The organism is Pseudomonas sp. D1HM, assembly GCF_019266105.1.
Classification (GTDB): domain Bacteria; phylum Pseudomonadota; class Gammaproteobacteria; order Pseudomonadales; family Pseudomonadaceae; genus Aquipseudomonas; species Aquipseudomonas taetrolens.
In genome coordinates, this window is record NZ_LRMN01000003.1 from 41,349 (window position 1) to 53,536 (window position 12,188).

Annotated in this window: 8 protein-coding genes; 4 read left to right on the forward strand and 4 right to left on the reverse strand. The window is 59.5% G+C overall.

Going from position 1 to position 12,188, the window contains the following annotated elements; genetic code table 11:
* Positions 1–48: 48 nt before the first annotated feature.
* A complete protein-coding gene (locus AWM69_RS03300) occupies positions 49–1,044 on the forward strand; it encodes an aldo/keto reductase (protein WP_218725766.1) in 996 nt (331 codons plus the stop codon).
* A 52-nt stretch (positions 1,045–1,096) separates the two neighbouring features.
* Here AWM69_RS03300 and AWM69_RS03305 read toward each other — a convergent pair whose 3' ends face one another.
* The 3 genes from AWM69_RS03305 to AWM69_RS03315 form a co-directional block, all read right to left on the reverse strand.
* Positions 1,097–4,771, reverse strand: coding sequence for a translocation/assembly module TamB domain-containing protein (locus AWM69_RS03305; protein WP_218725767.1), 3,675 nt, complete (start codon positions 4,769–4,771; stop codon positions 1,097–1,099).
* Positions 4,768–6,495, reverse strand: a complete 1,728-nt coding sequence (locus tag AWM69_RS03310) for an autotransporter assembly complex family protein (RefSeq protein ID WP_218726004.1) — start codon at positions 6,493–6,495, stop codon at positions 4,768–4,770. Before AWM69_RS03310 ends, AWM69_RS03305 begins: the two co-directional genes overlap by 4 nt.
* Positions 6,496–6,557: 62 nt before the next feature.
* Entirely contained in the window at positions 6,558–7,208 is a 651-nt protein-coding gene (locus tag AWM69_RS03315; RefSeq protein ID WP_048379460.1) for an N-acetyltransferase, read from the reverse strand.
* A gap of 183 nt (positions 7,209–7,391) precedes the next feature.
* On the opposite strand from AWM69_RS03315, the gene xthA reads away from it, so the two are divergent.
* Positions 7,392–8,204: an exodeoxyribonuclease III gene (xthA, locus tag AWM69_RS03320; protein ID WP_131652868.1), complete on the forward strand. Its 813-nt coding sequence runs from the start codon at positions 7,392–7,394 to the stop codon at positions 8,202–8,204.
* 290 nt (positions 8,205–8,494) lie between these two features.
* Positions 8,495–9,811 (forward strand): substrate-binding domain-containing protein, encoded by a 1,317-nt coding sequence (locus tag AWM69_RS03325; RefSeq protein WP_218725768.1) that lies wholly within the window; start codon positions 8,495–8,497, stop codon positions 9,809–9,811.
* A 39-nt stretch (positions 9,812–9,850) separates the two neighbouring features.
* Here AWM69_RS03325 and AWM69_RS03330 read toward each other — a convergent pair whose 3' ends face one another.
* Positions 9,851–11,065 (reverse strand): acyl-CoA dehydrogenase, encoded by a 1,215-nt coding sequence (locus tag AWM69_RS03330; RefSeq protein ID WP_218725769.1) that lies wholly within the window; start codon positions 11,063–11,065, stop codon positions 9,851–9,853.
* A gap of 153 nt (positions 11,066–11,218) precedes the next feature.
* On the opposite strand from AWM69_RS03330, the gene AWM69_RS03335 reads away from it, so the two are divergent.
* On the forward strand, positions 11,219–12,184 hold the full coding sequence (locus AWM69_RS03335) for a LysR family transcriptional regulator (RefSeq protein ID WP_131652866.1): 966 nt from the start codon (positions 11,219–11,221) through the stop codon (positions 12,182–12,184).
* Positions 12,185–12,188 lie beyond the last annotated feature (4 nt).

Genomic DNA, 12,188 nt, shown 5'->3' on the forward strand with positions numbered 1-12,188 from the left:
TTGTGTCGAGGTTAATACTCGCTCTACCCCCACTCAGGAGCACCTCGCATGATGACTCGCACACTCGGTAAAAACGGCCCACAGGTCAGCGCAATCGGTCTGGGCTGCATGGGCATGAGTGATTTCTATACCACCGGCAGCGACACCCGCGAAGCCGTGGCCACCTTGCACCATGCGCTGGAACTGGGCATCAACCTGCTCGATACCGCAGACATGTATGGTCCGCATACCAATGAAGAACTGATTGGCCTGGCCATACGCGGCAAACGCGACCAGGTATTCCTCGCCAGCAAGTTCGGCATTATGCGTGATCCAGCCAACCCCGCGGCCCGTGGCCTGAACGGTCGCCCTGAATACATTCGGCAGTCCATCGAGGGCAGTTTGAAGCGTTTGGGGGTCGACACCCTCGACCTGTATTACCAGCACCGCATGGACCCCGAAGTGCCGATTGAAGACACCGTCGGCGCAATGGCCGAGCTGGTCAAGGCCGGCAAGGTTCGTTATCTGGGCCTGAGCGAAGCGTCAGCGAGCACCCTCGAACGGGCGCACAAGGTGCATCCCATCAGCGCACTGCAAAGTGAATACTCACTGTGGAGCCGCGATCAGGAAGACAACGGTTGCCTCGACATGTGCCAGCGCCTGGGGATCGCCTTTGTGCCCTACAGCCCGCTGGGCCGGGGCTTTCTGACCGGTGCCCTGAAAAGCCCGGACGACTTTGCAGCCGATGACTACCGACGCTTCAATCCGCGCTTCCAGGGTGACAACTTCAACAAAAACCTGCGTCTGGTCGAACAGGTGCAAGCTCTGGCGGCCGATAAAGGTGTGACTGCCGGACAGTTGGCGCTGGCTTGGGTAATGGCTCAGGGGGACTACCTGATCCCGATTCCGGGCACCAAACAACGCAAGTACCTGGACGAGAACGTAGCGGCGCTGGAGGTCAAACTGGATGACCGGGAATTAGCCCGGCTAGACGCGATCTTCCCGGCTGGCGCCGCAGCGGGTTTACGCTATACCGAGGAATCGCTAAAGCAGCTCAATCGCTGACAGTGACCACCCTGCAGGCGCACGCACCTGCAGGGTTGGTCTGTCGCGGGGGCTAGAAGTCCCGCTTGTAGAAGATATCCAGCGAGCTGGCAATGCCGCTCGCGACCTCGACATACACCCGCTTGCTCAACTTGTAGCGCAGGGCAATGGTGCTGGCCGGCTCGAACACGCCCACACCGTAGCGCACGCTCAACCGTTCGTTGATCTTGCCACTGGCCACCACCGCGGTGTCGTTGCCGCTACCTTGAGTGTCGAGCTCAAACTCCTTGATCCCCAGGTGGTTGGCCAGACTGGTGGTGACCCCCGAACTGCCCATCAATCCCAGACCCAGGGCCGCTTGCGCCAGCATGTTTTCGTCTTCTCCCGTGCCGGTCAGCGGACGGCCCAGAATCAGGTACGACAATGCCTGCTCCTGGCTCATCGCCGGTTCCGAGAAAATCTGCGTCGTTGGCTGCTCGGCGCTGCCCGTCAGGCGAATCCCGGCAATGACGTCGTCGGTCTTGCGCACCGCTTCGATATCCAGATACGGCTGGTCGAGCGGCCCGGCAAACAACAGGCGCGCACGGCGAATGGTCAACTTCTGGCCATAGGCGCGGTAGCGACCGTTATTCAGGCGCAACTCGCCTCGGGTGTCCATGTTATTGCCGATGTGCACCTGACCGGCCAGATCGGCATTCAGGCCGAAGCCCGAGAACGTCAGCAGCTCTTGCCCGACCACCACATTGATGTCCATGTCGACCACCATGGGCGCTGCCGATTCCTGCACCTGCTGGCCAACGATCACTGTGTCATCCGACACTTTGACGGTCGAGGGCGGCAGCTCCCGAACCACAATCTCACCCTTGGGCACATTCACGGTGCCCGCGATCAACAAGGTGTTGTCCGGGCTCAGGGAAATCTTCAGGTCCGGTGCGACTTCCAGCTTGGCATAGGGTTCGACCGTGACCGGCAGATGGTTGCCCTTGAGCAACACATTGACCGCCAGTTGCTGGCCCCAGGCCACGTTACCGGCGATGCTGCCCTGGCCCTGCTTGCCGCTGGTCCAACCGCCATCGAGCTGCGCCGTTTCGCCCATGATCCGGGCTGTGAGCTGCATGTTTTCCAGATTGGTCGGCAATTGCGGACCGGAAATCTCGCCGCCGCTCAGCGCCACGTTGCCGTTGATCTGCGGCGCCAGCAACCCGCCACTGATCGTGCCCGATCCGTTCAGCAGGCCACTGACTTTCTCGACCATAGGCACGAACGGCCGAATCACCGACATGTCCAGTCCGGTCAGGCGGAACTCTCCGGAGACCGGCTTGTTTTTGGGCAACGGATTGATCCTTGCCGTCAGCATCAACTGGCCCAGCTTGCCGCCATTGAAGTCAAACCGGCTATCCACCCGGCTCGGGGTCAGATTACTGGTCAACTTGAATGTCTGGTACGGGAAGTCCAGCCATTGGCCCTTATCCTTGATCCGCAATGTGCCGCCGCTGGCATCCACCACCACCTGACCTTTTGGCCCGCTGGCCGGCAGGTCCAGCAGCAAGTCGGCATTGAGCTGGCCCTGCCATTGGAAGTCTTTGGGGAACCATTGCGCCAGGCTGTCGAGAGGGAACTGTTTAAGGTGGAAACGCAGTTTCGGCTCCGGCATCAAACGCTGGTCTTCGCTGCACAAACTGGCAGGCCCGGACATCCAGCACTGCGCCCCCAGGTTGATCCGGCCATCAGCCAGACGCTCAAGGCGCGCCGGGTCTTGCAGCACCCAGTCCTGCCCGCCAGCCTTGATGTCACCCTTGGCCAAGCGTCCGCGCCAGTTGCCTTTATCCAGCACACCGTCCAGCCCCAGACCGAGCTGCAGCTTTGGCCCTTGCAGAGCCAGATCGAGTTGCTGGCGCTTGATGTCGCCACTGCCGCTGGCCGTCAGCACACCGAGCGGGGTATCCCCTGCTTGAATCCCGCTGCCTTTCAGTTCGAACCGCCCGCGTTGATTGCGATCGAGGCTGGCGTCCAGCGTCAGGTTTTGCAGGCGATTATCGGCAAAGGCCAGTTGCTGCCCATTAAGCTTGGCCGTTCCTTGCGGCGCCTTGAGCGTACCGTCCATGTCGACCCGCCCGCTGAGCTGGCCGCGAAGCTCAGGCCAGAGCTGCCCCAGGCGCGGCATATTCAGGTCAAGGCGGGCCTTGAGTTGCTGCTGCACACTGGCGGTGCCGTTAATCCGGTTGTCGCCCAGACGAATGTCCAGCGCGTTGACGGTCCATGCCTCAGCGGCGCCCTGCACCTTGGCCTGGAGCATGGCCGGCAACCCCCGCAGACGACCTTTGAGATCAAGGTCTGCATCCAGCGCCAGATGCTCGTTCTTGAATGAGCCTTTGCTGCGCAAGGGGCCCGCCAGGTTACCCGGTAATTCTGCGACCCAATACGCGGGATCGATTGCGCTCAAGTCCAGCGCCGTGTCCCAGGCAATGCCTTCAGCAAACTGCACATTGACGTGCCCCTTGGCTTTGCCCTGCCCCGCGATCAGTTCCAGTTGCGGCAGGAAAATTTGCCCCAGATCGCCACTGAACGGGCTGTTGAGGCTGAACGCCCCGGCCGGGCCATCAAGGTCGGTCTTGAAGTTCCCCAGATAGTGACCATCGCGATAAGACACTTCGCCGTTGAACGTACGCAAATCAACATCGGGCTTGTCGATCAACGGGTACAGGTTGTGCCACGGAAACGCCAGCCAGTCGATCTTGGCCTCGGCACTCAAACCCTCCTGCCAATCAACTTGCCCGGTCAATTTCAAGCGTTGTTGTGGGCTGGCCGTCAAATCCAGGGTCGAAATTTGCGCACCCTTGGCATCCACACGTCCTTTAAGCAACAGGCTCACCGGGGCCTGCTCAGCGGGCAAGCTGGCGCTGCCGTTCAATTCATAACCGTCTTTGAGGTCGCCCTTGGCTGTCAGCAACAACTGATTGAGTTGCAGGGTGTCGGGCAGATCCGCAGAGGGTTTGAACTGCTTCGACGTGATGCTCAGTTGCGCAGGCAGGTGCTCCGCCAGCGGCTGCAGCTCACCCTTGAGATGTGCATTCAAATAGCCGGTGCTGTCTGCCGTGAGGTTTAGCGTTGTGCGCAAATTGCCTTCAACCTTGAGCGCCAGCGCTAAGGGTGCATCACCCGGTGCAGGCAGGTTGATGTTGCCTTGCAGCGTCAGCGGCCAATCGCCATTGGGCTGTAACAGGCCGGACAGTTCAACGTTGAGGTCATCGCGATCAACCCGCACCGAGTCGATCTGCAATCCCTTGGACGTCCATTGTGCAGCCATCTGCAGCCCCTTGAGCTGCTCGATGCCGTTAAACAGTACATTGCCGACCTTGATTTCACCCACCTCAAGCGACAGCGGCAGTTTCAGCTCGGGCAAGCTGATCGGCCCGCTGCTGCTGTCTTCGCTCGGCGGAAACTGCAGGCTGACCTGTTCGGCCTGCAACTGGTCAATGCACAAGGTCATGCGGGTCAGGCAACCCGGCGACCAGGCAAAGATCGGACGATTGACCTCAACGCGACTGGTTCCCTGCTCCCACAACAGATGATCCGCACTCCACTGCCCCCCCAGGCGCCCGGCAAAGTTATCGATCTGCAGCCCCGGCACCTGGCTCAGGGCCCAGCGGCTGCCCGCCTGAGTGCCAAGCACCAGGCCCAGCACAATCACCACCAGCATCACCACGGCCAACAACACCAGACCCGCTATTTTCAAACCACGAATCACAGTTCAGGCCCCATGGAGAAGTGCAAACGTACGCCGCCATCGTCATCCAGCGCATGCGCCAGGTCGAGACGTATCGGACCGACCGGAGAAATCCAGCGGATCCCCATCCCGACCCCGGTTTTCAGGCTGGGAAGTTCCAGCGTATTGAACGCATTCCCTTGGTCGACAAAGGTCGCCCAGCGCCATTTTTCTGCAAACTGATATTGGTACTCAACGCTGCCCGCCACCATGTAGCGGCCACCGATACGGTCACCGTCCGAGTTTTTCGGCGACAGGCTCTGATAGTCGTAGCCACGCACGCTCTGGTCGCCACCGGCGAAAAAGCGCAAAGACGGCGGAATCGATTTGTAACCATTGGTGGCACTACCGCCAAACTGGATGCGTCCCAAAAAGCGGTGTTTGTCCCAGACCGTCGTCAGCGCTTTGAATTGCACATTGCCGTGCAGCAGGTTGGTATCGGACATGAGCCCTTCCTTGGCCACCTTGGTATCCACCATCACGCTGTAGCCGTGGCTGGGGTCGACCCGGTTGTCACTGCGCAACACCGAATAACTCACACCCGGCATCAGCAAGGTACTCAGTCCCGAGTCATCGCCCAGTCGATACTCTTCATGCTGCCACTTGAGCGACACGATTCGCGTCCAGCCGTTATCCAGCTTGCTATGCCACTCAGGGCCCACCGTGAGCAATTTGCTCAGGGTGTCTGTGTTGGCGATTTCTTCATATTGATAGCCGGCCGCAAACCGCAATTTGTCTGTTAGCGGCGGATCCAGCGGGATGTCATACCAGGCACCGACGTTTTGTCGTGGCTGGGAGATTTCAGATTCGAAGCCATAGCTGTCACCGCGCGGGTTGTCCCAGTGGCGGGTCCAGCTGGCCTTGCCCCGCGGACCAATGTCTGTCGAATAACCGAGACCCAGGGTCATGGTTCGCGGTTTTCGGGTATGCAGGTCAACATCCACCGGGACCACTTGCCCCACGGCAGTACTCGGAGCGGCCTCCACTCGCACGGTTTCAAAGTAGCCGCTCGATTGCAGGTTTTGATTGAGTTCAGCGACCAGTTCCGAGTCGTACGGGGTGTCCGGTTTGAAGGGCACCATGCGTTGCAGCAGGACCTCATCGAACGGTGTGTCGCCGGCAAAGCTGACTTTCCCGAGCAAGAAGCGCGGCCCGCTTTCGTAGACCAGATTGATATCGGCGAACCCGCCTTTCGGGTCGACCCGTAGTTCGTGCTTGATAAATTTACCGTTGAAAAAACCGTAGCGCAGGGCCCGGTTTTGAATCATTCGCTTGGCATCTTCGTAGTTGCCCTGGTTGAGCACTGCGCCGGGCTTGAGGTCGTCACTGGCTGGAATCCGGAAGGCCTTGAGCTGGGCCGCAGGCCCCTCGACGCGCACATCGACGTTGCGCAGGCGCACCGGCTCACCGGGATCGATGCTCAGCTCCAGACGCGGCGGATCACCGGGTTTGACCTCGGCCTCTATGCTGGGCTGGTAATACCCCAAGGCTTGGGATGCTTTGAGAGCCTGCTCTTGCGCACCGCGCTTGAAACGCAGCAAGGCTTCCTCGTCGCGATCGCCGAGGCTGCCTATATAGCCTTCCACATTGGCCTTGAGGGCGTTATTTGCCGGCTTGACCTTGACCACCAGCTCGCTTTGGGCCGATGCCGCAAAACTGCTGAGGAACAGGACAACACCACTGGTAAATCTTCCTGGAAACTTCATAGGCGCAATGCTATCACGGGCAAGGGTGGTCATAGAGCGCGCCAATGGACAGAAAGTTCGTCCTAAGCGTTTGCTGTTTGTAACACCTGTGGATTGGCGTGGAAAAAAACATGTTCGACCACTGGCCCGACCGCCACTTGGCCGATCTCGACATAGCCCTGTTTTTTATAAAATTCGAGGTATCGCGGGTTACCGGTGTCGAGCACAACACCTTCGGAATGCTCATCTTCGGCACACCAGTTATGCACGGCGCCCAGCAATTGTTCACCATAGTGCAAGCCCTGGAATTCCGGATGGATGCCCAACAGAGGCAACATATGCACGGCATCACCCGGCACACAGGCCAGAACCGCTTGATGGTAGTCCAGATAGCGGCGCGTGCAACGTAAACCGGTACTGAGCAACATGCGCAATTGCCATGCCCAGCTTTCCGTAATGCCCAATCGGCGCTGCGGCGGCGCAATCAGCGCAATGCCCACCAGGCGGTCATTGGCCAGCAATCCCAAGGCAGGCAAGTCTTGCAAAAAATGCTGTTTGACCAGCTCGCGCACCGTCGCCCGAACGCGCTGTTCATAACCGCTGCGATCGGCATCGAACAGAAAACGGAAAGTGGGCTCATGCCGATAAGCCTGATACAGCAGCGATCGCGCCTCCCGTGAATATCCGCTGTCTAGCAGTAAGATCTCACCTGTGGCGTTCGGTGGTTGGCTCATGACGATTAATCTCCCTGACACCGTTTGAATGACGGTGCATCTAGTGAGTACGAACCCCGGAGCGCCTCGACAGTTCCATCTTGGCGTGTGCACCCTACGTTAGCAGGGCATTTACCCTACTGCATGCTGGCCGCTAAGGCCTCAGTCCGCTAGCATCTTAGTTTTGCTCAGGACTGCCCGCTCATGAAAATCGTTTCATTCAACATTAATGGCCTGCGCGCTCGGCCGCATCAGCTGGCAGCGCTGATCGAGAAACATCAGCCCGACGTGATCGGCCTGCAGGAAACCAAAGTCAGCGACGAACAGTTCCCTTTCGCTGACATCGAAGCACTGGGCTACCACGTGCACTTTCACGGGCAAAAAGGCCATTACGGCGTAGCCCTGCTCTCGCGCAAGCCACCTCTGGAGCTGCACAAAGGGTTCTCCACTGACGAGGAAGATGCCCAGCGACGTTTTATCTGGGGGACTTTCGCTGACGAAAATGGCCAGCCGGTGACCATCATGAATGGTTACTTCCCGCAGGGCGAAAACCGCGATCACCCCACCAAATTCCCGGCCAAGCAACGCTTCTATAGTGACCTGCAACAGTTGCTGGAAAACCAGTTCAGCAACGAACAACCGCTGGTGGTGATGGGCGACATCAATATCTCTCCTCAGGACTGCGACATCGGCATTGGCCCGGACAACGCCAAGCGTTGGCTGAAAACCGGTAAATGCAGCTTTCTGCCTGAAGAGCGCGAATGGATGGAACGTCTCAAGGGCTGGGGCCTGGTCGACAGCTTCCGCTACCTGCACCCGGACGTGGCTGACCGCTTCAGCTGGTTCGACTACCGCAGCCGCGGGTTTGAAGACGAACCCAAGCGCGGCCTGCGCATCGACGTGATCCTGGCCTCCCGCGGTCTGGTGCCACGGATCAAGAATGCCGGCGTCGACTACGACCTGCGCGGCATGGAAAAGCCCTCCGACCACGCCCCTATCTGGCTGGAGCTCAGCTAAAACGACTGCTGCGCAGCCGGACGCGGCCTCGCTCCGCTCGACCGCTGCTACAAACAGCCTTTGTAGCCGCTGCCGGCTTGAATTCGCAGCCTGCGGCAGCGGCTACGGACTCTCCTCACCCCGTAGCCGCTGACGAGTGCAACGAGGCTGCGTCAGCTTTTGATACCGCCAGATACTCATGCGGCAGCGGCTACAGGCTTCCCCGAATGCATCGGGGCGATGTCATGGGCTTGCAACACCTCCGGGTTAAATTGCTGGCACTGCTATGGCCCAGAGGAAGGTGCCCGTTGATGCTGCGTCTGATGCCGTTGTTCTTGTTGTGCGTGATGACGCGCCTGGCGTTTGCCGCGCCCGTTGCCGATTTGCGGATTCAGGGCTCGAATACCATAGGTGCCAGTCTGGGACCGGCGCTGGTCGCGGCGATGCTGGCGGAGCAAGGTCTGCACGATATCCACAGTGTCCCGACCACTGCGCCCAACGAACACAACATCATAGGGACCAACACTCAGGGCCAACAGGTCCGGGTGGCGGTCTCGGCGCACGGTTCAGGCACCGGGTTTAGCGCCCTTAAGGCCGGTGAGGCCGACCTTGTCGCGGCGTCGCGCAGCATCACTGATCAAGAGCTGGTCCAGCTCGATCCGCTGGGTGATCTGAAAAGTCCCGAGGCCGAGCATGTGATCGCCATTGATGGCCTGGCCATTATTGTTCATCCCGACAACCCGCTGAATCAGCTGAACACCGAGCAAGTGGCGCAGATTTTCAGTGGGCAACTCTCTACCTGGGAAGCTCTGGGTGGCGTCGGCGGGCCGATTCGCGTGTATGCCCGCGACGACCGGTCGGGGACCTATGACACCTTCAACCAATTGGTCCTGAGCCGCACCGGGCATCGCCTCAGCCCCCAGTCGCAACGTTTCGAGTCCAGCGAGCAATTGTCAGCAGCGGTCAGCCATGATCCGCAAGCCATCGGCTTTATCGGCCTGCCTTATATCCGCGAGGCGAAAGCCCTGGCCCTTGTCGACGGGGCCTCGCAACCGATGCTGCCTCTCAACAGCCTGATCGCCAGCGAAGATTATCCCTTGTCCCGGCGACTGTACTTTTACCTGCCTCCTTCATCGAATAACCCATGGGCCAAAGCGCTCATCAACTTCACTCAAGGCGCCCACGGACAAGCCATCGTTGCGCAACACGGCTTTGTCGCCCAAACCGTCCTGGCCAGTCGCGTGCATCCCGGCCCGCACATGCCTGAGGATTACCAGACGCTGACACAGCAGGCCGAGCGCCTGTCGGTTAATTTTCGCTTTGACGAAGGCAGCGCCTCGCTGGACAACAAGGCACGCCAGGATCTGCTACGTGTCGTGGCCTACTTAAAAGCCAGCAACAAGCTCAACAAACACGTCACCCTGGTGGGGTTCGGCGATGCCAAGGACAACCCCGAGCGGGCAGAACTGCTGTCAAAACTACGAGCCATGGCCGTGCGCCGTGAGCTGGTGAAAAGCGGCGTAGTGCTGCGTGAGATTCGCGGTTATGGCGCTCACATGCCGGTGGCGGCCAACACCGAAGATGAAGGCCGCTTGAAAAACCGCCGGGTTGAGGTGTGGGTGTATTGAGCCCCCTAGCGTTGTAGCCATGCTGACAGCGCAAGTACGTTAAACGCCCTGCCCCGCATATTTGCCCAACTCGTATTTGCCCACCGCCGCCCGGTGCACTTCATCCGGTCCATCGGCCAGGCGCAACGTGCGCTGCATGGCGTACATGTAGGCCAGCGGAAAATCCCCCGACACCCCGGCCCCACCATGGATCTGAATCGCCCGGTCGATAACCTTGAGCGCCACGTTCGGGGCGATGACCTTGATTTGCGCGATTTCACTTTTTGCGACTTTATTACCCACCGTGTCCATCATGTACGCCGCTTTGAGCGTCAACAACCGCGCCATGTCGATCTCCATCCGTGAGTTGGCGATCAGATCGATGTTGCCACCCAGCCTGGCCAGCGGCTTGCCGAAGGCGTTGCGCGTGAGCGCGCGCTTGCACATCAATTCCAATGCCCGCTCAGCCATGCCGATGGAACGCATGCAATGGTGAATACGCCCGGGCCCAAGGCGGCCCTGAGCAATTTCAAAGCCTCGCCCTTCCCCAAGCAGGACGTTGTCGTAAGGCACCCGCACATCTTCAAACAGCACTTCGGCGTGCCCATGAGGCGCATCGTCATAACCGAACACCGGCAATGGGCGCACGATGTGCACACCCGGCGTATCGACCGGTACCAGGATCATCGAGTGTTGCTGATGACGCGGGCCTTCAGGATTGCTCAAACCCATGAAAATCAGAATTTTGCAGCGTGGGTCGCAGGCGCCGGAGGTCCACCATTTACGGCCATTGATCACCCATTCGTCGCCATCACGCACGGCGCGGGCGTCCATGTTGGTGGCATCCGACGATGCGACATCGGGTTCAGTCATGGCAAACGCCGAACGGATCTCGCCGCGCAGCAGCGGTTCGAGCCATTGCTGTTTTTGCGCCGTGCTGGCGTAACGCACCAGCACTTCCATATTGCCGGTGTCCGGGGCGGAACAATTGAACGGCTCGGGGCCAAGCATTGAACGCCCCATGATTTCAGCGAGCGGCGCATATTCCAGGTTGGTCAAGCCGGCGCCGCGCTCCGACTCGGGTAAAAACAGATTCCACAGACCTTGCGCCCGGGCCTTGAGTTTCAGTTCCTCCATGATCGCGGTCGGCTGCCAGCGATCACCCTGCGCCACCTGTTGTTCGAAGACCGCCTCTGCCGGGTACACATGGGTGTCCATAAAGGCGGTGACGCGCTCGCGCAGCGCCTGAACTTTCGGGGAATAAGCGAAATCCATGGAGAGCTACCTTCATACCGGTCATGTCAAAAGTGATGTTCCGATCCTAGATCAGCCGACCTTCATTTACCTTGTCTATTTACCGCGTGTATTACCATTCATAAGCAATATATGATTCGGGCGCAGCCCCCTTTCAATCACCAGAGCCGTGCCATGAACCTGAGCAAGGTCGATCTCAATCTGTTTGTCGTGTTCGACGCCATTTACACCGAAGGCAACCTGACCCGCGCCGGGCAAATCATTGGTATCACTCAGCCGGCCGTGTCCAACGCTCTGGCGCGACTGCGCGAAAGCTTTAACGATCCGTTGTTCGTGCGCACGGCCCAGGGCATGGTGCCGACGCCGATGGCGCAAAACATCATCAGCCCGGTGCGCAGCGCCCTCGCGTTGCTGCGGGTCTCGGTGCAGGAAAGCCGCACCTTCAACCCGCTGCAGGCGAACAAGACATTCCGCATCAGCATGACCGACCTGTCCGAAGCGGTCATTTTGCCGCCGCTGTTTCAGCGCCTGCGACGCCACGCGCCCGCGGTAGTGGTTGAAAGTTTTCTCTCCCATCGTCGTGAAACCACCAGCGACCTGGCCGCCGGACGCCTGGACTTCGCAGTGGATGCACCGCTCAATACCGACCCGCAAGTGCGCCATGTCAAGCTGATGGAAGACCGCTACGTGTGTGCCATGCGCCAGGAACACCCGCTGGCCGACAAATCGGCGATCAGCCTCGATGACTATCTGGGATTGACCCATATCCATATTTCAACCCGACGCAACGGCCTCGGCGAGGTTGACCTGGCCCTGGGCAAAATGGGCCAGCAACGCAAAATCACCCTGCGCTCACAGCATTACCTGATGGCGTCCAACGTGCTGCAACAAACCGACATGGTCATGACCGTGCCCGAGCGTTTCGCCCGACGTCATGCCTTGCACTTCGTAGCGTTGCCGCTCAATGAGTTGCCTACCGTTGAAACTCATCTGTACTGGCACGAAAGCACTGAGCAAGACCCCGCCAACCGCTGGATGCGTGAGCAACTGATCGAGCTGTGCCAGCAACAGATCGCTCAGGAAAAGAAAGCTGAAGCCGCGCACCTGCTTGACGTATACGTCAAGCAGCCATTAGCTTAGGAAT